18 protein-coding genes are annotated in these 23,601 nt (G+C 42.0%); 9 read left to right on the top strand and 9 right to left on the bottom strand.

Going from position 1 to position 23,601, the window contains the following annotated elements:
• Positions 1-3: 3 nt before the first annotated feature.
• Positions 4-1,848, bottom strand: a complete 1,845-nt coding sequence (locus ACKGJO_RS07270) for an adenylate/guanylate cyclase domain-containing protein (protein WP_411322750.1) — start codon at positions 1,846-1,848, stop codon at positions 4-6.
• A 135-nt stretch (positions 1,849-1,983) separates the two neighbouring features.
• On the opposite strand from ACKGJO_RS07270, the gene ndk reads away from it, so the two are divergent.
• Both ndk and ACKGJO_RS07260 read left to right on the top strand, forming a co-directional pair.
• The gene (ndk, locus tag ACKGJO_RS07265; protein ID WP_411322749.1) at positions 1,984-2,415 is read left to right on the top strand and encodes a nucleoside-diphosphate kinase; all 432 of its coding nucleotides are present in this window, start codon (positions 1,984-1,986) and stop codon (positions 2,413-2,415) included.
• Positions 2,416-2,494: 79 nt separating this feature from the next.
• Positions 2,495-3,718: an exo-beta-N-acetylmuramidase NamZ family protein gene (locus ACKGJO_RS07260; protein ID WP_411322748.1), complete on the top strand. Its 1,224-nt coding sequence runs from the start codon at positions 2,495-2,497 to the stop codon at positions 3,716-3,718.
• A 3-nt stretch (positions 3,719-3,721) separates the two neighbouring features.
• Here ACKGJO_RS07260 and rlmB read toward each other — a convergent pair whose 3' ends face one another.
• Positions 3,722-4,468, bottom strand: a complete 747-nt coding sequence (gene rlmB / locus ACKGJO_RS07255) for a 23S rRNA (guanosine(2251)-2'-O)-methyltransferase RlmB (protein ID WP_411322747.1) — start codon at positions 4,466-4,468, stop codon at positions 3,722-3,724.
• An 80-nt stretch (positions 4,469-4,548) separates the two neighbouring features.
• Between rlmB and ACKGJO_RS07250 the strand changes: the two genes are divergently transcribed.
• The 7 genes from ACKGJO_RS07250 to ACKGJO_RS07220 all read left to right on the top strand — a co-directional run bounded on the left by ACKGJO_RS07250 (position 4,549) and on the right by ACKGJO_RS07220 (position 11,610).
• The gene (locus ACKGJO_RS07250; RefSeq protein ID WP_411322746.1) at positions 4,549-4,896 is read left to right on the top strand and encodes a hypothetical protein; all 348 of its coding nucleotides are present in this window, start codon (positions 4,549-4,551) and stop codon (positions 4,894-4,896) included.
• Positions 4,897-5,018: 122 nt separating this feature from the next.
• Positions 5,019-5,816 carry a glycerophosphodiester phosphodiesterase gene (locus tag ACKGJO_RS07245; protein WP_411322745.1) on the top strand — a complete coding sequence of 266 codons (798 nt, stop codon included), beginning with the start codon at positions 5,019-5,021 and terminating at the stop codon, positions 5,814-5,816.
• A gap of 72 nt (positions 5,817-5,888) precedes the next feature.
• On the top strand, positions 5,889-7,544 hold the full coding sequence (locus ACKGJO_RS07240) for a CTP synthase (protein ID WP_411322744.1): 1,656 nt from the start codon (positions 5,889-5,891) through the stop codon (positions 7,542-7,544).
• A 4-nt stretch (positions 7,545-7,548) separates the two neighbouring features.
• Positions 7,549-7,992: an NUDIX domain-containing protein gene (locus tag ACKGJO_RS07235; RefSeq protein WP_411322743.1), complete on the top strand. Its 444-nt coding sequence runs from the start codon at positions 7,549-7,551 to the stop codon at positions 7,990-7,992.
• A 136-nt stretch (positions 7,993-8,128) separates the two neighbouring features.
• Positions 8,129-9,775, top strand: coding sequence for an amidohydrolase (locus tag ACKGJO_RS07230; protein WP_411322742.1), 1,647 nt, complete (start codon positions 8,129-8,131; stop codon positions 9,773-9,775).
• Between the two features lie 131 nt (positions 9,776-9,906).
• Positions 9,907-10,959 (top strand): PA0069 family radical SAM protein, encoded by a 1,053-nt coding sequence (locus ACKGJO_RS07225; RefSeq protein ID WP_411322741.1) that lies wholly within the window; start codon positions 9,907-9,909, stop codon positions 10,957-10,959.
• A 270-nt stretch (positions 10,960-11,229) separates the two neighbouring features.
• Positions 11,230-11,610 (top strand): ankyrin repeat domain-containing protein, encoded by a 381-nt coding sequence (locus ACKGJO_RS07220; protein WP_411322740.1) that lies wholly within the window; start codon positions 11,230-11,232, stop codon positions 11,608-11,610.
• Positions 11,611-11,694: 84 nt separating this feature from the next.
• Here the strand turns inward: ACKGJO_RS07220 and ACKGJO_RS07215 are convergent, their stop codons facing one another.
• The 7 genes from ACKGJO_RS07215 to ACKGJO_RS07185 all read right to left on the bottom strand — a co-directional run bounded on the left by ACKGJO_RS07215 (position 11,695) and on the right by ACKGJO_RS07185 (position 23,573).
• A complete protein-coding gene (locus ACKGJO_RS07215) occupies positions 11,695-14,904 on the bottom strand; it encodes a WD40/YVTN/BNR-like repeat-containing protein (protein ID WP_411322739.1) in 3,210 nt (1,069 codons plus the stop codon).
• 159 nt (positions 14,905-15,063) lie between these two features.
• Positions 15,064-16,464, bottom strand: coding sequence for a RagB/SusD family nutrient uptake outer membrane protein (locus ACKGJO_RS07210; RefSeq protein ID WP_411322738.1), 1,401 nt, complete (start codon positions 16,462-16,464; stop codon positions 15,064-15,066).
• 20 nt (positions 16,465-16,484) lie between these two features.
• Positions 16,485-19,514 carry a SusC/RagA family TonB-linked outer membrane protein gene (locus ACKGJO_RS07205; RefSeq protein WP_411322737.1) on the bottom strand — a complete coding sequence of 1,010 codons (3,030 nt, stop codon included), beginning with the start codon at positions 19,512-19,514 and terminating at the stop codon, positions 16,485-16,487.
• Between the two features lie 329 nt (positions 19,515-19,843).
• On the bottom strand, positions 19,844-20,554 hold the full coding sequence (locus tag ACKGJO_RS07200) for an SAM-dependent methyltransferase (RefSeq protein WP_411322736.1): 711 nt from the start codon (positions 20,552-20,554) through the stop codon (positions 19,844-19,846).
• Positions 20,554-21,036, bottom strand: a complete 483-nt coding sequence (locus ACKGJO_RS07195) for a hypothetical protein (RefSeq protein WP_411322735.1) — start codon at positions 21,034-21,036, stop codon at positions 20,554-20,556. The genes ACKGJO_RS07200 and ACKGJO_RS07195 overlap by 1 nt, the downstream gene beginning before the upstream one ends.
• Positions 21,029-22,198 (bottom strand): serine hydrolase, encoded by a 1,170-nt coding sequence (locus ACKGJO_RS07190; protein ID WP_411322734.1) that lies wholly within the window; start codon positions 22,196-22,198, stop codon positions 21,029-21,031. The genes ACKGJO_RS07195 and ACKGJO_RS07190 overlap by 8 nt, the downstream gene beginning before the upstream one ends.
• Before the next feature lie 124 nt (positions 22,199-22,322).
• Complete coding sequence (locus tag ACKGJO_RS07185) at positions 22,323-23,573, bottom strand: DUF819 family protein (RefSeq protein ID WP_411322733.1); 1,251 nt, start codon at positions 23,571-23,573, stop codon at positions 22,323-22,325.
• Positions 23,574-23,601 lie beyond the last annotated feature (28 nt).

Genomic DNA, 23,601 nt, shown 5'->3' with positions numbered 1-23,601 from the left:
TAACTATATAACAAGACGCATTGGTGGGCGTTCGAGTCGGATCTGTTTAACTTTGATTTCCTCTTCACTGAATCCTTTAAGTTCCTTGGAACTGTCTTTAACGAAGAAGGTTTTGGTGTTTTTATCTAGATAAAGTTTGATGTCAGGATGCTCATAGAGGGCTTCGGAAAGCATTATCTCTTTTTCTGATGCTGCATCAACCAGACGAGAGGCCAGGTTTACTGTAGTACCAAAGTAATCGATACGGCCGTTGAGGTTTACAGCTGTGCAGTCTCCAAAATGCACTCCGGCCTTGATCTTAAAAGCATTACCAACGGCAGATGAATTGCTGAATATTTGTTGAATTCTCTGAACAGCTTTCAAGGCAGAGACCGGCTCCCAGAAAACAGCCATAACTGAATCACCTATAGTTTTTACAATACCACCGCGTTCCTCGGCAATGATCTGTTGGATTACTCTAAAATGCCCCATCACACGGCCGATAGCAGTTTCATCACCTTCCTTAACATAAAGTTCTGTGGAATTCATCAGATCGGTGAATAACATGGTGACCTCAGAGGCCCTCACCTTACTCGTTTCTTTCAAGGTTTCATTCGGGAAAAGGGTATTGAAATCAACATTGGAGCATACTTCAGTGGCATAAATGGCTTCTTCCTTCCAATTAAGTTTGTCGAAGAAACAAACCATTGGCTGAGAGGAATGATTGAAGATACCAAGGTTCGGATTTTTGGAAATGGTGATACTCTGACTATGAAAATCTTCGTCAGTCACATAAATATTCACGTTATCGGTGCCATTTTCACGTACATGAAAAACCAAATGTCCTTCATGATTATGAGTCCTGAAAAGATAAGTACCTTCCTCAAGTTGTAATTCAGGATAACGTTCATCACCGATCAACAGACTTTGCTGAACTACACGGTGGGGTTTACTGCCAGGTCCACCTAAGCAATACGATCTATTAGAAACATTTCGGATAAGAGGATGTGGTTTAAACACAAGATGCGTGTTCTTGTTGAAATCCATAATGTAATCGTCATTGCAATCCTCACAATATAAGTGACCCCTAGTATCCTGTAGTTTCCGGAAGTTATTTTTTGGACTTTTGCATTTTGGACAACAAATGTCCCAACTGAAGTCAAGAAGGTCAAGATTGGTGGCGTGAAGAAATACATTAAGAACCGAATATTTTTTTTCACCCCAATACCTGGCCAAACTGTATGGATGAATACTTTTAAGGTCTTCATCCTCCGCTTTTCTGATAAGTTCAATAAGGTGGCGAACGATCCGCTTACGCTTGGTCTTTTCTTCCAGCTCTTTAGTGATCCTTTTAATCTTTTTATCAGCGCCTCTGATCAGTGATTTTTCTTCATTCAGTTCGTAAGGGTGTAATCCCTGGCTCACAGAATTATCCACGATCTCAAGGTAATCGGCCAGCTTCTTTTTTAGAACGTAGTTTACGTACAATCTGATTGGATAGTAGAGTAATGAGTTTGAAGGCTCAACTGTGATTTTAACGATCAGTTTTGTTCCTTCATCTGTCTCAATGCATTCTGTAAAAATTGACAAGTGCTCCAGAAAGCCGACTTTATAATTACGGGTGACTTTGAACCTAAAAGGAGTTTCCCACGCGTAAGGCTCTTCCTGCCAAGTGACCTGAGAATTCAGAATACTATGAGATAGTTCTAAATATCCTTTTGGAGTATTTCGTGAAAGAGGCATTTCCTGAACGGGTGGAGCACCCAGAAGCCTGAATATGCGATTAGTGTCTGATACATAAGGCCACAACTTGGCAGGTGAAGCTGCCAAATTAAAGACCCAGCGATGTATTTGTTGTCCTTCCTTCATGAAAAATAAATAACAGGATATCTTTCCCAAAAAGTACTAAAAGTTCGAAACTTGATGAACGAACCCGTATCTTCGAGGTAAAGAAATAGAGTATCTCTATAACTAAATGTTACAAAAATTTAAGACACAATAATAATGGCTAAAGAAAGAACACTGACTATTCTAAAACCAGACTGCGTAAAAAAGGGTCTGATCGGAGAGGTTACCAAAAGAATTCAAGAAGCTGGATTTAAAATTCTGGCAATGAAAATGACTCGGCTGACCAAAGACACTGCCGGAGGTTTCTATGCAGTTCACAAAGAAAGACCGTTTTATGATGAACTTTGTGAGTTCATGAGCAGTGGGGCCTGTGTACCAATGATACTTGAAAAAGAAAATGCGATCACTGATTTTAGAAGTCTGATCGGTGCTACAAATCCTGCTGAAGCTGAGGAAGGAACTATACGGGCTGATTTTGCAGACAGTGTTGGTGAAAATATTATTCACGGTTCTGATTCCGTTGAGAATGGCAAGATCGAAGCGGCATACTTCTTTGCTGAATCAGAAGTTGTTGCAAATCAGGCTTGATCCAACCGCTTTTATAATATCTTAAGCCTCGTTTAATTATGTTGAACGAGGCTTTTTATTTCAATCATAAATCGTCTTCATGAAAACGTTACCTCTGCTGTTATTTTTCACATTGACAATACTCAGCTGCAGTGATATTCAAAGTCAGAACTCACCGGCAGTAAAAACCGGAGCGGAAGTGTTATTGGATGAGCATCTGGAAAAGCTAAAGGGAAGAAAAGTTGGGTTGATCATGAATCCCACCTCCAGAGTTGATGGCACCCACATGCTGGATACTTTATTGAGCCTTGGTGTAAATATTAGAGCCTTATATGCCGCAGAACATGGTTTTAGGGGTGAGGCCGCGGCCGGAGAGATCATTGAAGACGGAGTAGACCGGTCTACAGGTTTACCGGTCTATTCGTTGTATGGAAGTTCTAAAAAACCGTCTGCAGAAATGCTCGATAAAGTAGACCTATTACTATTTGATTTGCCTGATATGGGAGTCAGGTTTTACACCTACAGCGCAACGATGGGTATGGTACTTGAAGCCGCCTGGAAGAATGATAAGGAGGTATGGGTCCTTGACCGCCCCAACCCATTAGGCGGAGAGTATGTTGCCGGATGGACTCTGGAAGAGAGATATAAATCGTTTGTCGGTTATTATCCTATGCCCATAGTCTATGGTCTTACCATGGGGGAGATCGCACAGATGGCGGTTGGTGAAGGGTGGATCAATACAGGAGATAACCTGAAATACAAGGTCATTGAAATGGAAGGATGGAATCGCAAGATGATATGGCCGGACACCAAGTTACCTTGGATAGCGCCGTCTCCTAACTTGCCATCATTCGATCATGCATTTGCCTATACAGGAACGGTGATCTTTGAAGGTACTAACCTTTCAGAAGGCAGGGGAACTGACGAACCGTTTTTGACCATTGGATCACCCGGTTTTACCTATAACTCATCTGATATCAGGAATCTTGAGGAAAAACACCACGTTAGGCTCGACTCAGTCTGTTTTATTCCCAAAAATATTCCTGGTAAAGCTTTAATTCCCAAATTGGAAAATATACCATCTAAAGGGATAAAGATCTCTTTTCCAAACGGTTATGAAAACACTGATCCTTTGAAGCTGGGATTAGATCTTTTAGTCTACGCAAGAGAACATACAGACAACTTTGAGGTCACAAACTTTGCAAACAAGCTGTTTGGGATAGATATTGAGTCTTCTATTGAGAGCGGTAAACCATTACCCGGCTGGGAAGAAGATGTCAGCATTTTTAAAACTAAAAGACAACCTTACCTATTATACAAATAGGTACTAATTTGACCTTCGTCTCTTCCATTCATAAGAAACCAATGCTGCGCTCACAGATGCGTTTAATGATTCTACGTTATTCTCCATAGGGATCTTGATAAGTGAATCACATCTCTTAAGGTTTTCCGGTAAAATGCCTTCCCCTTCATTCCCGATCATAAAAGCTATCGGTCTGTCAAGGTCTGCTTGCCATAGTTCTTTTTTAGCACTGCCATCCAGTCCTACGATTTCAAATCCTGTTGCTTTGAGATCTTTCAATCCCTGATTAAGGTTATGCACGCGGATGATAGGAATTCTTCCGGCTGTTCCGGCAGAGGTCTTGAATACGGTAGCATTGACTGGAGCCTGATTTTGCATGGGGATGATCACCGCATCAATACCGGCCCCGGCAGCTGAGCGCAGTATAGCTCCAAAATTGTGGGGATCCTCGATACCATGAAGTAACAGAACAGCGGGGTTTTCAGTAAGGATCAGAGTTTCGGCCCAATCAAAAAAATCGGTGTATTTTGCAGCACTTATCTGTGCCACAAACCCCTGGTCATTTACCTTGCCAACCAGGCCGTAAATTTTAGCTCCGGGAACTTTAACAAGGGGAACTTCATTTTGATCTGCAAGTTCTGAAATATCCTTGTAAGTAGATGGTTTGATGTTATTTTTCACAAAGATCTTATCGACCTCGTGAGGCCTTTCCTTCAGGGTTTCTTCCACTGGATTTCGACCGTAGATGAAAAAATTGTCAGTATTTGGCATAAATTATTTTAAATCCATTCTACTTTCATTATAATGAATGAAAGTTATGGGTTAATAAGTTAGCAAGAAAGATAAAGGTTATGTTTGAAGAAGAAGAATTTAAAAATCCCACCGTTAGCAACGATCTTCAAGATCATATAAAGTCAAATAAAACGTCACGAATATCCGTGTTTATGGATAAGGTCCATTCTATTGATGGTCTTTATTTCGTTTCTTCCCTGTTACAGATATTCTTGGGCAGTGCTGTGGTAGCGCTTTCACTGATTGGAAGTATTCAGCCGGTTTGGCTAGCCACTCTTATGACTGTATTTGGATCAATTTCCTTGATGAGCGGCCTGTTCATGCTGCACAGAACTATTGCCTATGCAGGTACATTTGATTCATTGCTGCAAAAAGCGATCAAGCATGTGATCAACAATCAAAATTGAAGGGACTGTTAACTCTTATTTATCGTAGATATAGCTGCATTTCTTATTGCGGTTTCTTGTTATTAGGTTCGCTTACCTTCTTTTTCCTATTAAATATTTCAGTAAATGCACAGGTGAATGATATGCCCCTTCCGGTATCATTATATTCAGATAATGGTGATAACTTTGTGGTAATTGGTCATCGGGGTGCCAGTGCCTACTATCCTGAAAATACCATGGGTGCATTTAAAGCCGCCTATGATATGGGGGCTGAAATGATAGAAATGGATATTCTGCTAAGCAAAGATGGAATTCCTGTTGTGATTCATGACGAAACACTAAATAGAACAACCAATGGCAAAGGCAAAGTGGTTGACTACTCTTATGAAGAGTTAGCAAAACTAGATGCGGGATCATGGTTTGGGGAAAAGCATTCACATGAAAGAATTCCTACCTTGGAGGAAGTGCTTATATTTGCCAGAGGCAAGATAGCTCTGAATATTGAGATAAAGACAGAAGCAGTCACAGATGAACTTAAAAATGGTATTGAAGAAAAAGCCTACAACCTCGTAAAGAAATACGATATGAGGGATCATGTCTTATTCTCTAGTTTTGATTACCGGTCAGTGGCCTATTTAAAGGAATTAGATGTGAATATCGCTGTTGGCTTGTTGTATGATAAGCAACAATCTGAGGGTATGGGGCCAAAACAGTTGGTAGATGCCTATGAGGCAGATGCCTTTAACTGCAGTTACCGTCAATATTCAAAAAAGTGGGCAGAAGAGGCAACAGGCGCTAATATCCCGGTTTTTGTTTATACTGTAAATAGTGAGCGAAAAATGAGAAAGATGATCAAACGGGGTGTGAACGGAATTTTCAGTGATAAGCCGGACGTACTTAAACAAATTGTGGATAACATGTGGAAAAGTAAGGGTGGATAATTCCCGTTTTGCATTGAATGAGGGTAGGGAACCCCCTATATTTTACATCCATCAACCATACTCACATCTCGCATGTCCACTAAATATATTTTTGTAACCGGAGGGGTTACTTCTTCGTTAGGTAAAGGAATAATCTGTGCATCTCTGGGGCGTTTACTTGTCGCTCAGGGTCTTAAGGTAACTATCCAAAAACTGGATCCTTACATTAATGTTGATCCGGGTACGATGAATCCCTACGAACACGGTGAAGTATATGTAACGGATGATGGAGCTGAAACCGATCTGGATCTTGGTCATTATGAACGGTTTCTTGATATACAAACTTCTCAGGATAACAATGTTACGACCGGTCGTATCTATTATGATGTGATCACAAAAGAACGTCAGGGTGCTTATCTGGGTAAAACCGTTCAGGTTATACCTCACATAACTGACGAGATCCAATCGCATGTCCTTAAACTCGGTCAGTCCGGAGATTATGATATTGTGATCGTAGAGATCGGTGGTACTGTAGGCGATATTGAAAGTTTGCCCTATATAGAGGCTGTGCGACAGCTGCGTTATAATGTAGGGCGGCATAATACGCTGTCTATTCACCTCACTTTAGTGCCTTATCTGGCTGCTGCGGGTGAATTGAAAACTAAACCAACTCAGCATTCTGTAAAAACACTTTCGGAAAGTGGACTTCAACCTGATATTTTGGTTTGCAGAACCGAGCATCCTCTTGATGAAACAATTCGCAGAAAAGTTGCCCAGTTCTGTAATGTAGATCTTGAAGATGTGATAGAGTCTATTGACGCCAGCAGTATTTATGAAGTTCCGTTGCTAATGCAGAAAGAGGGACTAGATAAACGTGTCATTGAAAAGCTTAAGCTAGAAACCAAAGAACCGAATTTAGATAACTGGCTTGGATTTGTTGAAGCGGTTTGCAATCCATCCGGTGAAATTGAGATCGCACTGGTAGGAAAATATGTTGAACACCACGATTCCTATAAATCGATTGTTGAAGCTTTCATACATGCCGGTGCAGTTAACGACTGTAAGGTGAAAATACGGTGGGTCCAATCAGAAGAACTTACTAAAGAGAACGTGACAGAACATCTGAAGGACATCTCCGGTATTTTAGTCGCACCGGGTTTTGGTGGACGTGGAATTGAAGGTAAACTGGCATCCGTAAAATATGCCCGGGTCAACAACATTCCCTTCTTAGGGATCTGTTTAGGTATGCAGTGTGCTGTTATAGAATTTGCACGAAATGTATGCGGATGGGAAGAAGCCAACAGTTCAGAGTTTAATGAGGATACCGAATATCCTATCATCGATATTATGCAGGATCAAAAAGATATCGAAAATATGGGTGGCACCATGCGTCTTGGTAAGTACACATGTAAGCTTGATAAAGATTCTAATGCATACAGGGCTTATGGTCAAGAGATCATAGAAGAGCGTCATCGCCATCGATATGAGGTTAATAACAACCTCAGGTATAAGCTCACCGAGAATGGAATGAAGCTGGCGGGAATGAATCCTGAGCGCGACCTGGTAGAGATCATTGAGATCCCTAAGCATCCTTGGTTTGTTGGAGTTCAATTTCATCCTGAATTAAAGAGTACGGTCAATAACCCGCATCATCTGTTTGTGGACTTCGTTAAAGCCAGTCTTCATAATGCAAAAGACTCTAGTCTGTACAACTCACTTAAAGCTGAAGAAGAAGAAGTAGCTAAATAAATTAATGGACAAGAAAAGATACTCCGATAAGATCAGGGTTCGTTCTTGTGGTATTCTGATCGAAGAAGGGAGAATCCTGCTTATAAAACTTCATTCACCCGTTACAGATAAACTTATATGGATACCGCCGGGTGGTAGAGTTGATTTCGGTGAAAGTCTCAGTGAAGCCCTAGAAAGAGAGTTCAAAGAAGAAACAGGCTTGAATATTACTGTGAAAGACCTATTATATGTAAGTGAAGTGATAAAAAATAGAATTCATGCTATTGAATTCTATCATTCTGTAGAAAGAACTGGTGGAAATCTTTGTATAGGAAGAGATCCGGAGGTAGATGACCGAGACCAGATCATTAAGGATTTGAAATTCTTCACTATGGAGGAACTAAATGATATTAATGTGGTTCCCTCATATGTAAAAAAAGATTTATGGAAAAGAACAGACCTGATCTGAATTATTTCGAACCTGAGTCATTAAATTAAGGTCAACTTTTGTAAAATAGGATCTTGATTGAGGTTAATTTGGATGCTCACTTATCATCTCATGACTCAATGCTTATATTCAGTAAAATTCTAATCAAACTATGTGTATGAAAAATTTATTAATTACTGTTTTCATGTTATCTGCATTGCTAACGGCTTGTTCAGATAATGCGGATGTGAAGACATTCGTAAATGCTAACGGTTATACCTTTTACAACGACTCACTGATCACTTTTCAAAAAATGATCATTGAAGATGGAAAAGTCAGACAGGTTGGAAGTGAAGAGCTATCCAATATTGGTGAGGCCATCGATGTTGAAGGAAAAACTATTTTGCCCGGTTTAATTGATGCCCACGCCCATGTTATGGGGCTAGGGTTTCAGGAATTAAATATTAATGTGGCAGGTATTGAAACGCTTGAGGCTACATTAGACTCTATCAAGGCCTATGCTGAGGCAAATCCTGAATTAGAGTGGATTCAGGGACGTGGGTGGAATCAAACACTATGGCCCGAAAATGAATTTCCTACAGCAGCCGATCTTGATAAGGTTGTTCCCGATCGTCCGGTTTGGTTAACTCGTGTTGACGGCCATGCAGGCTGGGGAAACACAAAGGCACTAGAGATCGCCAATATAAGTCAGGACACTCCGGATCCACAAGGTGGTAAAGTGATCCGCGATAGAAGCGGTAAGGCAACCGGAGTTTTTATTGATGCAGCAGAAAGTTATGTAACCCAACATATTCCGGCCCCGACCGCAGAGGAGCGAAAACTTGCACTCGAAAAAGCCCTTGAAAAAATGTCGAGTGAAGGAATTACATCCGTACATGATGCTGGTATTCCGGCGCAAACCTGGGAACTGTACAAGAATTTTGCTGATGAAGGTAAAATGATCACACGGATATATGCTATGATCGCCGGAACAGGAGACGATTTCGATAAGCTATCAAAGAATGGTCCTATCAAATCATATGCAAATGACAGGCTTGCCCTCAGAAGTGTAAAGATCTCTGCCGATGGGGCGTTGGGGAGTCGCGGTGCAGCTATGAAGGAACCGTACTCTGATGATCCCGGAAACAGAGGCTTATTATTCTATGATCAGGAAGAATTGAACGAAATGGTTGATAAATCTATCTCAAATGGATATCAAACCAATATCCATGCAATTGGCGATAGAGCAAATGATGTGGTATTGGACGCTTTTGAACAAGCCATTGAGGAATTTGGAGACCAAGGCCTTCGCCACAGGATCGAGCATGCACAGATCGTTTCGCTGGAAGACATTCCACGTTTTAAAGAACTCAATATCATTGCTTCTATGCAGGCTACGCACGCAACCAGTGATATGAATATGGCTGAGGACCGAGTTGGTTCAGAACGTATTAAAGGAGCGTATGCCTGGCAGAAGTTTCTAGATCAGGGAACCGTAGTAGCTAATGGTTCTGACTTCCCCGTAGAACACGTTAATCCATTCTTTGGGCTGTATTCTTCAGTCACCCGGAAGGATCATGAGGGAAATCCACCAAACGGCTGGTATCCTGAAGAAAAACTAAGCAGGGAAGAGACACTAAGGTCTTTTACATTAGACGCTGCCTATGCGGGACATCAGGAAGATGTACTTGGCAGTCTTGAACCCGGTAAATGGGCAGATTTCATTATTATAGATCGTGATTTCTTTGAAGTTCCCGCCATTGAGATATGGCAAACCGATGTATTGGAAACATGGGTTGCAGGAGAGAAGGTATACAGTGAATAAGCACTGAAAGTGATATTTATAAAGGCTCAGATCTCTGATCTGAGCCTTTTTTTAATTTATGATCCGGCACCTGAATTTGCTGACTGGTTTGCATATATTATATGTAAGAAATATGTAAACTATTTATGAATATGGACAAAAATGCTATCCGGGGTCGAGGCGCTTCAGATAATCCGGTCAACAGGTTTGAAGGAAATTACGTGGATTATGACCTGGATGAGGAAACAGGTGAGAAGCCATCCCCTAAAACTCAACTAATACGGGATGCCTCGAAATCGCTGATCACCTACAATAATAGTCCTGATATTGGTTTCAATGCAAGCATCAATCCATATAGAGGCTGCGAACACGGTTGTATATATTGCTATGCCCGACCATATCATGAGTACCTTGGCTTTTCCTCAGGGCTGGATTTTGAAAGTAAGATCATGGTCAAATATGATGCGGCATCGATTCTGAGAAAAGAGCTTCGAGCTGATAATTGGAAGCCGCAGGTTATTGCCATGAGTGGAGTTACTGATATCTATCAACCCATAGAGAAAGAACTTGGTATTACCAGAGAGTGCCTGAGTGTACTGGCTGAATTCAGAAACCCGGTTGGTTTGATCACAAAAAATCATCTGGTAACGAGAGATATCGACCTGCTAACCAAACTTAATGAGTATAACTGCATAAGTGTTACGATATCTGTCACAAGTTTGGATAAAAAAATCACCGGTGTGATGGAACCACGAACTTCACGTCCAAGTAGGAGACTGGAAGCTATAAGAAAACTCTCAGAAGCAGGAATACCTGTAGGTGTAAATATTGCCCCCATAATTCCTGGTATTACAGACCATGAATTAGTATCCATACTTGAGAGTGCAAAAGAGGCCGGAGCAGATTTTGCCGGTTACAGTATTGTTCGGTTGCCATATAAGGTGAAGGACCTGTTCGTTGAGTGGCTGGAACAACATTTCCCAGACCGCAAAAATAAAGTTTTAAATAAGCTTCTCGACATTAGAGATGGCAAATTGAACAATAGTAAATGGGGTGAGCGTATGAAAGGTCAAGGTTCCTATGCTGCACAGATACGAGATCTTTTCCATGTTCATGTAAACAAACTAGAGTTGAATAAAAATAGGCATAAGCTATCCACAGAACATTTTATAAAGGATACAGGCGAACAACTTAGATTGTTTTAAAAATATGTTGAATTTAGATGCAGGCTATAATTTTTTATAGAAATCAACAATTTTTATGTGTTATATGAACCCGACATCACACAACAAGGTTTTAGAAAGTTGCTTCTTATTCCTGGTCCAATGTCACATGCATACCTGGATATAAATAGGTAACAGATGCCATGATTCATTCAATCTTCACTTTTACGTCGTATTTCAAATTTGACATTTGATTACCTGAAATTTACTATTCAGGTGCCAATCTAAATACTCAGTTGAGGAGGATACGTCATGAATAATGAAGCATTTCTAGAAGCCGCAGAAACCGGCAATATCGAAACAATATCCCGGCTACTTAAAGAAGGGATAAATGTTGATACACAGGATAGCCATGAGAGAACGGCTCTTTTAAAAGCAGCTAAATACGGACATATGGATATAGTAAAATTATTAGTTAAAAATGGGGCAGAGGTAGATCACAGAGATAACAGAGGTACGTCGGCTTTATATTGGGCTTCCACAAACGGTCATTATAAAATAGTGCAGTACTTGATAGAACAGAGCAGTGACGTGGATGTTCATGATGACAGGGGCTGGTCAGCTAAGGATCAAGCCATAACTCATCACCATGATAATGTAGTGGAATTATTAAACTCAGCAGGCGCTCACTGAGCGGATTAATTTATTGAACAAAAAAAAGCAGTGATAAATGATTATCACTGCTTTTATATTTTTAGGCTGTATTACCTAAAACTTTTAGTTGTCAATTGGGATAGCGCGCTGTTCTATTTCCTGAATAAGGTTAGGAAGTTCTCCTTCAAAGATAGGTGCAACTTTTTCTAACTGGGCATCCACCTTGTCAGCAAGGTCAACATACACTTCGTATTGTTGTTGTGTAGGTCGTCCGTCACCAGTGGCAACAGTACTTGCAAGCGCAGCAAGTTTGTTATTTAGCTTGATAGGGAAGTTAAGAACATCCTGATACGACTCAGCTTTAGTCTGCATGAGTGCACTTTCAACTTCTTCAAGAACATTCAGCATTGCGTCTGCACGTTCCTGAATTTCAGTATTGCCGGAATAGTCTGACTTCACATCATTGATCTGAGTACGAACATCTCTGATTCGGTTGATCGTCTTATGAGTGGTATCAAGTTTGGCAATAATGGTTTGATGCAGATCAAATTGAGCCTGAAAGTCTTCCTGAGTAGTTTCAATTCGGGGGTCCTTAGTCAGCTCAAAATTTTCCGAACCAACTACATCACCATCCACGATCAGTCGTACTTCATATGTACCAGGAATAGCTTCGGGTCCGGATGTATTACCTGACCAAAGAATCTGGGTACCATCAATATCTGTTGCACCAGGATATCTGAGGTCCCATTCGAATGAGTTGTTGCCCATTTTTGTGGTTAATACATCACCGGGAACGTTGTGTTCTACTTCATAGAAGTTTTCTGACTCCTCGACAGGGGTTCCGTCAAGCCTTTCCTTATTAGAGAACGTTCTGATCACAGTTCCATCATTCTCCAGGAATTGAAGTTGTATTTCAGAGTCAGGTATTTCGTTCAGGTTATAATAAACTACTGCTCCGGATTCCGGATTTTCACCAAATGTTTCACCTGGACTTGGCTCAGAATGGCGACCAAAGAGATAAGTAGTTTCCGGTTTATACAGATAGTAATCCGAATTTTTAACTTCATCGCTTAATTGATGTAATACAGTCAAATCATCAAGGACCCAGAATGAACGACCCTGTGTTGCAATGATCAGATCTTTGTCTCTTTTGTGGACTGTAAGATCTGTGATTGGCACAGCAGGCAGGTTCAACTGAAGTGGCTGCCACTTGCCACCATCATCAAATGAAACGTAAACACCGGTTTCAGTACCTGCATAAAGTAGACCTTTTTTATTTGGATCTTCACGTATTACACGGGTAAAGTCACCTTCCGGTATTCCGCTTGTGATCTTGGTCCAACTTCTTCCGTAGTTATCAGTTTTATACAGCATGGGTGAAAAGTCATCGAACTTATACCGGTTAGCTGCAAGATATGCCGTAGCAGGATCGTGTGGGGACGGGTCTATAATACTCGCCATGGCTTCAGGCATTCCTTCCGGAGTTACCTCAGTCCAGGTCTCACCATTGTCTCGGCTAACATGAATTAAACCATCATCTGCACCGGCCCATAATACACCCGGCTCAACGGTTGATTCCGCAAAAGTGAAAACTGTATTGTAATACTCAACACTAGTGTCATCTTTTGTAAGCGGACCGCCTGACTGACCTTGCTTTGATTTGTCATTTCTGGTCAGGTCATCACTTATGGTTTCCCAGCTCATACCTTCGTCAGTTGAACGGTGTATGTACTGTGAAGCTGCATATAATACATTTGGATCATGAGGAGAGATATAGATCGGGAATGTCCACTGAAATCTATATTTGAGGTCCTCAGCACCTGCACCCATTGGATTGTCAGGCCATACATCTACACGATCACTCTGATCAGTAAAGTCGTTGAATTTGTTGAAATACCCACCGTAACTACCACCATAGGTTACATTTGGATCTTCAGGGTCAGGGGCAATATACCCACTTTCACCACCGGCAACTGGAGCCCAGTCTCTTTCTGTGATACCGGAACCTGAAGTTCGGCTCAAAATACCAACTGTACTGTTATCCTGCTGTGCACCGTATATCCTGTATGGAAACTGATTATCAGTAATTACCTGATAAAACTGTGCAGTGGCATATTTGTGGTAAGAAGACCAGCTTTTTCCACCGTTATAACTTACCTGAGCACCACCGTCATCGGCAACAACCATCCGGTTACCATCGTTAGGTGATATCCATAGATCATGGTGATCGCCGTGGGGTGTGCCTAATCTTTCAAATGATTCACCACCATCAATTGACTTGTGGAAACCTACGTTCAGCACATAAACCTCATCTTCACTGTTGGTACCGGCAACTACGTGAGTGTAATACCAGGCACGCTGACGCAGGTTACGATCTGCAGTAGTTCTGCTGAAGGTTTCTCCGCCATCATCTGAACGAAAAAGGCCACCATTATCTGCTTCGATTATAGTCCAAACGATGTCAGAATTCAAAGGGGAAATAGCTACACCGATCTTCCCTTTCATGCCTTTGGGAAGGCCGGGTCTTTGTGAGATATTCTCCCATGATTCACCGCCGTCAGTACTTTTGTAAAGGCCGCTGCCTTCACCACCACTAGACATCTCCCATGCGTTTCGGTAGGCTTCCCACATAGAAGCATAAAGGATACGCGGGTTGTTCGGATCTATCTCAATATCAACAGCACCGGTTCTGTCATTGTGAAAGAGCACCTTATCCCAGGTCTCGCCGCCATCGGTAGTTTTGAAAACCCCTCTCTCAGAATTTCCTTCCATTCCAAATGCGTGCCCTAGCACAGCAACCCAAACAACATCTTCGTTGTCCGGATGAACTACGATCTCTCCAATAAAATGAGAATCACCTAAACCGATGTGTTCCCATGTTTTACCACCGTCCACAGAACGGTACATACCGTCACCTGCCGACATATTACCCCTGATACAGGTTTCACCCATACCGGCATAAATTACGTTGTAGTTTGAAGGGGCTACCTGAACGGCACCAACGGATCCGGTTTTAAAATAACCGTCAGATACGTTGTACCAATTGTTGCCGCCATCGGTAGTTTTATAAACACCACCACCGGTGAAACCACCGTAATAGGTGTGAGGTTGGTCAGCATGACCTGCAACGGCTACGGAACGTCCGCCACGGAACGGGCCAATATTTCTGTATTCTAAATCCTGCATAAGAGTGTGTTCATAGTCTGGGTTTTCAATATCCTGACCATGGCCAAAGATCTGTGCCTGAACAGGCGTAATGCCCCAAACAAGCAGAGCAGCCACACATGCAAATATGTAGGCACTGAGTTTGAAATGTAATTTATTCGGTATCATAGATAACTAATTTTATTGAAGATTTATGCTAAGCGCATGTAGCCCAATGTATAAAAAATAAAATGGGAGCAGCGTAAAAAGATGTGAACCCGATAAAAGGTTTTTTAAAAAAAGCCCCGACTTATAGATCGGGGCCTGTTAATGAATTTTGCCTGTTTACTAGTTGTAGGCAGAATTTTGAACCATGTTCTCATTTGCATCCATATCCCGTGATGGAATGGGAAATACCTGACGACCCGGATCGGTCAGTGATATTGGGTCACTACTGTTCAACCGTTCAATTCCGGATAAAGTACTGAGTGCATTTCCGGTTCTTACAAGGTTATACCATCTGTGGCCTTCCATGATGAACTCGAGTCCTCTTTCAAGTTCAATAGCTTCGAGTATCTCAGTAGCTTCATCTACACCTGTACCTGTAGTATCAGCCATTCCGGCACGATTGCGGATCTCATTCAGATCAGATAATGCTCCAGGCAGATCAGGAGAAGTCTTACGAACCCTTGCTTCTGCTCGGTTTAGGTACATTTCAGCTAAACGTAGTATCTGAATATTGTCATCACCACCGGCTTTGGCATATTTGGTTGGATAGTAAGCCCCAACGTTAGCATCAAATCCGATTAGATTACCGCGTTCATCATCTGCACGAGATGTAGCAAGTGCTACTATCTCATCGTGTAAGGCAATATCACCACGGCCACCTTCACTTGAAGGGAAATACCAACCACGAATACCATTACCATCGGTTGTAGTGTAGGTAAGTTCAAAGATAGCTTCTGCTGTATTTTCATCTCTGAATATACTCTGGAATTCAGGAACTAGTTGAAAGCTGTAATCGTCTATTACTTCCGTAGCATAGGTTTCTACCATATCGAAATCTTCGATATAAAGGCCCAATCGAGACTGAAGAGCTTTAACGGCTGCTTCAGATACCCTGTTAGGTGAACTGAAACCGGATAGTAAGCTTTCAGCCATATCAAGATCATCCTGAACCTGCTGATACGAATCAGCAATAGAGGCTCTGCTTGGAAAGCTGTTTTCGTTGATCTCGCGTGAAGGAGGTGTAACGATCGGCACACCGAGCTCACCGTAAACACCATCTACGCCACCAAAGGTTCTGGTAAGATCAAAGAAAGCAAGAGCTCTTATAAAGTAAGCCTCGCCCAAAATACGATCCTGTGTAGCCTGAGGGATATCATCGATAGCAGGAACATCAGCGATAAGGTTATTGGCATGGTTTACCGTTGTATAGGCCTGAGACCATAGGTTTCTGTTCTCAAGGTTACCGGCAGAGGTAACATAGGTATCCATCTCGCGATAGAAATCCCACGTACCAATGCTTTGGGATATATCAGATGTCACATCTGACATTATTAGCAGATTGTCCCCGTAGTAATCTCCTGCCTGTAATTGGCTATAGAGTCCATTGAGTGCAGCTTCTGCACTTTTAAGATCCCGGATAGCCGTTTCATCCGATATTGCTGTTTGTGGTTCCTGGTCGAGAACGTCGCACCCAACCGCCACCAGCAATGTTATAAGTAATATATTTCTAAAGTTTTTCATAGGTAATAAAATTTATTCAATTAAAATGAGATATCAATTCCACCGAGAATAGAGCGAGCTTGTGGCATGGTGTAAAACTCTATACCACGAGTCAGTGGTGAAGTTGCGGTTGCCGTAACCTCCGGATCAAGACCACTGTAGTCTGTGAATGTCAGGAGATTTTGTCCACTCAGGTAAATACGAGCCCTTGAAATTCCCACACCAACTTTGTTCAGAATCTCTACAGGTACGGTATACCCGATGGTAGCATTTTTGAGTCTCATGTAAGATCCGTCTTCAACAAATCGGGAAGGACGCAAGTTACCGGCATAGTTGGAACTGGTCATTTGTGGTACCATGGTAACGTCGCCGGGTTGTTGCCAGCGGTCAAGCTGTGAACTCAGATACCCGGTATTTCTGGTACCTCCGTGCTCCTGGAAGAATCGGTTCCAGTTTAACTGATCGTTTCCATAACTGTACTGGAAGAAGACCGACAGATCAAAGTTCTTGTAATTTACTTTGTTAGTGAATCCGCCAAAGAAATCAGGGTTTGCATCACCTACGATCTTTCGGTCAACATTTGGGTTGAAGGTGCCGTCGCCGTCTACATCGGTGAAGATAGGTTCACCGGTTTGTGGATCAACTCCGGTTTGCTCGTGGAAGTAGAATGAATACATTGGGAATCCTTCCTGATAACGGTAGATGTCTCGGTTGTAAACATTAAACGGGGCGGCCAGTTTAAGGATTTTGTTTCTGTTGCCTGAGATGTTGAAACTCAGATTCCAGTTCAGATCTTCTTTTTGGATCACATCGGCAATAATTCCGAATTCCATACCTTTATTCTCAATTTCACCAAAGTTTTGAACTAGCTCTTCAAACCCTGTTGAGAATGGCACCGGTACAGCCAGAAGAAGATCTTCTGTCTTTTTGTAATAGTAGTCATAGACAAAGTTCAAGCGGTCATCAAAGAGTCCGATATCCAGACCGATATCCAGTTGTTTTGTTGTTTCCCATTTCAAATCAGGGTTCCCAAGCTGGTTTGGACTTGTTCCGGGACTGTCGCCGTAGCTTTCACCACCCCACAGGCCACGGGATTGAAAATCATTAATACCACTTTGATTACCGGTGATACCGTAACTTGCACGAAGCTTCATTTCAGAGATATTATTGAAATTGAAGAAATTTTCCTCTGAAACAATCCAACCCACTGCTACAGAAGGGAAAGTACCCCAGCGGTTGTTCTCACCAAATCGGGAGGAACCGTCATGACGCACTGTAATTGTAGCCAGATATTTGCTGTCGAATTCATATTTTACTCGACCGAAGAACGAGGCAATACCCCAGCTGCTACCGGATGAGGAGGCTGCCTGAACAGCGGCATCCTGAATGCGACGGAAATCGTTGCTCGGGAACTGTTCGCCTTCAGCAGTAGTACGCTCAAACTCAGATTCCTGAACGGAAGTACCTATCAAAGCACTCACATCATGATTCCCTACGTTAAATAAATAACTCAGGGTATTCTCTGCAGTCCAGTTGCGAATGGTCGCAACCGTTGAAAGGGCACTACCATTTACGGCAGAACCATTGTTCAGAAGAGTATTATCGTAACGGTTTTCCTTGATCTCATTGTAATCCAGACTCCAGCTGGTTCTGAAGGTAAGACCCGGAAAGAACTCATAATCGGCAAAAACGTTACCTATAATTCGGTTCGTATCCATGTTGAAATCTACCTCATTGGCTGCGGCAACAGGATTCTCAAAGATACTGAACTTAGTGTAGTTGCCGTTTGCATCGTAAACCGGAAGGTTTGAGGGAGTAAAGTACACGCCTCCCAGAACACCGGTAATATTATCATTGTTACGGGCGCGGTTTCGATTTGAGAACGAGTAAGTTGAACTAGTTCCAAAAGTCAATTTTTCAGATGCAAGGATATCAAGATTGAGACGGGCACTGCTTCTTGTAAACGTAGCAGGCTTAACCACACCATCCTGATCGTAATTAGAACCGGATACGGAGTATTTTACATTCTCATTACCACCGCTTACAGTTACATCGTAGTTTTGTACGATCCCTGTTCTGAAAACTGTATCAGCCCAGTCTGTGTCAATAGCACTCTGAGGATTTGCATATGGGGCAGACCCACCATTATTCACAGCAGCCTCATTCATTAGCATTTCAAATTCCGGACCACTTACTAGGTCGGGCCTGTTAACCGGTTCTTCATATCCACGATACATGTTAACATTAACTCTTGGTTCAGAAAATCCACCACGTTTGGTAGTGATCAATACTACACCATTAGCTGCACGCGCACCATAGATAGCTGTTGCCGAGGCATCTTTCAGAATTTCTATGGATTCAATATCAGAGGGATCGATATCGGCCAGGGCACTGGTTGTTTCACCGCCCAGTCCGAGTCCAAAGTTACCGGTCTGAATAGGAATTCCGTCAACTACATAAAGCGGATCACTACCGCCTGAAATTGAAGAAGTACCACGGATCTTTACAAAGATACCGCCACCGGGCGTACCGGAATTCGTACTGATCTGTACACCGGCTGCACGACCCTGCATAAGCTGGTCAGTACTGGCTGAAGGTGTATTTTGCAGCTCTTCCGAGCTAATAGAAGAAACCGCACTTGTCAATGTTTTACGGTCTTGTTCACCGTAACCCACAACAATTACGTCCTCTAAAAGTTGCACATCTTCAGAAAGTTGAATATCGATCGTGGTTCTGTCACCAACAACTACTTCTTGTTTAATAAAGCTGATGTAGCTGAATTCCAAAACGGATTCTTGAGTGGAAACAGTAATTTCGTAATTACCATCCGCATCCGTACTGGTACCGTTCAAGGTTCCTTTTTCCAGAACATTTACACCGGGCAGAGGGTTACCGTCCTGTTCGGATGTAACTGTACCGGTCACTGTGATCTGAGCGTAGCCCAGAGTACTGATTCCAAACATGAGGATAAGAAAGCAAACGAGTTGCCGTCCCATACTCCGCATTCTTTGGAATTTATCTTTTGGGTTGGGTGCATTTATCCCTGCACCTATATTGTATCTGTAGGTCATATTATGCCTTCCTTATTGGTTAGTGATTTGGTGTCAAAAGCCTGTTTATTTAATGTTATGAATAGGAGAGTCAGGCTGATGACTTGTTACATATAATGTAAGTGACAGTGTCACAAATACTATTGTCCTTTAATAATTGTCTCTAGGCTACCCAAACAGAGCCATAAGGTCAATTTTTGGAAGCTTTTTTATTGTAGATATAATTGAGGCTTTAAGTAAAATAAAATCTATGTGCTACAGATATACATCAAGTATTTATGTAAGTAAATATTTGTAAATCCTCATAATATCTTCACAATAAAATAATACTGGCAGTTTTTGTGAAGCTATTACTTGCCATAAAGTAGAAAGATAGTAGGTCGTTTGTGAAGATTGGGAAGAGGCTTTGAATTCCACTCACTGATGTAAGATGTTCTAATATCTTCAGATGGAAGAGTTATATCGGTTGCCGTGCATAAACTTGTGGTAGGTGAGGCGATCTTTAAAATATCTTTCAAAAGCTCATTATTACGGTAGGGAGCCTCCATAAAAATCTGTGTGCGATCGTGTCGTCTGGATTCCCCATCCAGCTGTTTGATCATAGATCTGCGCTTATTTTGATCCATTGGGAGATAACCGTGAAAGGCGAATTCCTGACCGTTAAAACCAGCTGCCATCAAAGCTAATAAAATAGATGATGGACCGACAAGCGGAACAACCTTGATCTGATATTGATGAGCTAGTTTAACCAATCGGGCTCCCGGATCGGCTACTCCGGGTGCTCCTGCTTCCGAAAGAACACCGGCATCCCTGCCATTTAAGATTGGCCTGAGAAAGGAATGAATTTCCTGATCCGGGGTATTCTTGTTGAGAGGATAGAAATCGATCTCGTATTCCGGTATAGTATCACCTACCCATTGTAAAAACGATGATGCAGATCGGATGTTTTCCACCATCAAAACATCCAATTTCCGGATGATATTGAGGGTGTACTCCGGAAGAGTGTTATTTTCAGGGGTTTTGCCAAGAGTGGTTGGAATGAGATATAAAGTACCTGCCATTAATCTACCCGTTCAATTTCAAATTCATCAGCGTGCTCGTCAGCGGACCTGCGTTTTATAAATCGGTTCAAAAATATACCAGCTATGAATGTCACAAAAAGACCAATACCTGCCACACTCATATTGAAGAGAGAGGTGCTTTTTTGGATTTCATAAGTAGGAAAGAGGACGATCTCTTGAAATGCCCCTTCCTGATATCTGATAGGAATAGCTGAAGATTCCATCAATTCTTGGGCCATCTGTACCGAAAGTGATAATTTCCGTTCTATGACCTCACCATCTACCTTGAAACGAATATCTACATAGCCGTTACTTTGAGCCGCAATTTGCTTTATATCAAAATCCGTTACTTCTGCAAGATAAGACTCTCCGTTTTCAAAGGTATCCATAGAGCCTTTGTAAACCATGCCCTGTTGGAAAACGAGAAATAACAGATAGGCTGGAACAAGCCAGTAAGCATATAAAAATCGGTATTTACTCATTATCAGGAGTTATTGCTTTAAGAGTGGTTTCGTAAAGTGCGGGATCCCAGATCAGGCGCTGCTGATAATCTTCCTGCATATAATTTGCAGACATATGGACCCAAAATCCTACTGGCAGCTGATCAAAGAATACAGCTTGAACAGATGTATGTCCATCATAGATGGATGTTCCAAAATCGATCCCAACCAGTAATCCCATTCTGTTATCGTAAATAGCACCGTAATCTTCAAAGTTACGGGCAATGGGCTCAGAGCCCATAGGCCAACGCAATTTGTTTTTGACTCTTTCTGAGATCTCCTCACTTAGTATCTGATTATTCCATAGGCGCAGCATCAATGCAGCCAACTCACGTGTAGTAGCCTGAGGAAAATAAGCAAGGGCATCACGCTCTTCCATAAAACTGAGGGACAAGCGGTTTTCATCAAACTGATTTTTAACTGATCTATTGAAGTTAGGATCATTGTTTAGCTGTTCAGCAATTTGTATCACTTCCCCTGAAAACTGTTCAAATGAAATAGATCTCAGATCTGAGGTGTCATTGAGAGATGGATTTATTCTACTGTACATTCCACTGAAGGGAAGAGGTATTAAAGATTCAGCAACATTTAGAGAATCCATTAAAGAACGAATGTTCTCTTCTCCCAGTTTGAACCATATGTAATCTGCAGAAACCAGATCACTATTTTCGAGCATCGCTTTTACAACATCATCAAGTGGAGCAGTTTTATTATCGAACTCCTCGATTAGTTGACCGTGGTTGTTTTCACTGATCTCAGGAAGTGCAAATTTGTTGATCTCTTGTAAGGTTACTTCTTCATTTGGATCCAAAATTCCCTCAGTAACCTGTCTTTCATACTCGATAAGCAGAAATATATTGGCAGTTGCTCCCAAAGTTCTAGGCACATCAGATTGATAAAAGATGCCGGAGTCAGGATTATTGACGTTATATGAGGTTATTGAAACCCATTCAGGGTGTTCTCCTATGAACTGAGCAAGACCTTTGAGTGAATAAGTGCTTTCAATAAATTCACTGCCTTCGGCCATGCCCTCTTCATTTTGAAAAAGGGTCTTGAAACCGGAATAGTTTAACCCAATTACCATTGCGAAGACAAACGCAGCAGCAGCTAAAAAGACGAATAGAAACTTAAGTGCTCTCTTCAAAAAGTATAATTTTGTTACTGAGATTAAAATCAGCACAAAGATACAAAGAAGAAGAGAGCTTATCCCGATTTGTTAATGGTAAAATCTAATAGGCTCGATCGACGAAATGATAGTACGGCCGTTCTTAAAATCCTGATACAATGCGCATTAGTTCAGCACTTGCCCAGGCGCCGTACGTACCCAGCGCATATCCAAGCACAGCGAGTAAAACTCCAACCGGAGCCAATGCAGGGTGGAATGCAGAAGCTACTATTGGAGCAGATGCAGCCCCGCCAACATTTGCCTGACTTCCCACTGCCACAAAGAAGAACGGTGCTTTTATTAGTTTACCAACCAGTAATAAGATAAACACGTGAATGAGTATCCAAACGGCACCGATCACAAAGTAACCGGGAGCATCGAGCATGGAGGCAATATTCATTTTCATCCCTATGGTCATTACTAGAATGTAGAGGAAGAGACTCCCTATTTTTGAAGCTCCTGCCCCTTCAAGGTTACGAACCTTAGTGAAGGACAAGATCAGTCCCCCGGTTGTTGCAACCACAATAATCCAAAAGAATGAAGAGTTCAAGCTTAGTCGGGAAAGGTTAGGAGCATTCTCTGTGATCCACGGAGCGATGGTATCGCCTGCAAGGTGACCAACAGCAACCAAAGAGAAAGCAACTGCAATGATCTTGGTGAAGTCAACCAAAGTCGGAACCCGGGCAATACTTGCCTGATAGTCTGCAATACTTTGCTTTAATTGATCAATAGCCGAGGAATCAGCCTTAAACCAGCTATCCACTTTATCAGAAATTCCGGCTCCATAGAGTAAGAATGCCATCCATATATTGGCTACAATGATATCAACTGTTACCATGGCACCAAATAGGTCGGTACTGGGTTCATAGATCTCGAGCATGGCAGTTTGGTTGGCTCCACCACCGATCCAGCTACCGGCAATAGTGGCAAGTCCGCGCCATACTTCTTCAGGTCCGGATCCACCAATGATTTCAGGATTTACAGTGCCTACGATCAGAATGGCAATCGGCCCGCCTAACATAATACTGAAGGTACCGGCAAGAAACATAATGACGGCTTTGGGCCCAAGATTTAGAATTCCTTTCAGATCAATACTTAATGTGAGCAAAACCAGGCTAGCCGGAAGTAAGTAACGGGATGCCACGTAATATAGATTGGAATCAGCCTCGGATACAACTCCAAAGGTTGTTAAAAGAGATGGTATGAAATAGCATAGCAGCAGTGATGGTACGAACTTATAGAATTTCTTCCATATGGGATTGTCACTGTGTGAAGTGATGAAGATCGCTGCCAAAATAGCCATTAGCAGTCCAAACGTTACGGCATCGCTGGTAATAAGAGGTGTTGATTCCATGCTTTTTAAATGATCTCATTTTTATTAA

This window comes from Gracilimonas qinghaiensis, from assembly GCF_046602855.1.
In the GTDB taxonomy this organism is placed as follows: domain Bacteria; phylum Bacteroidota; class Rhodothermia; order Balneolales; family Balneolaceae; genus Gracilimonas.
The sequence above is the reverse complement of the archived record's forward strand: the minus strand, read 5'-3'. Positions and strand labels throughout refer to the sequence as shown.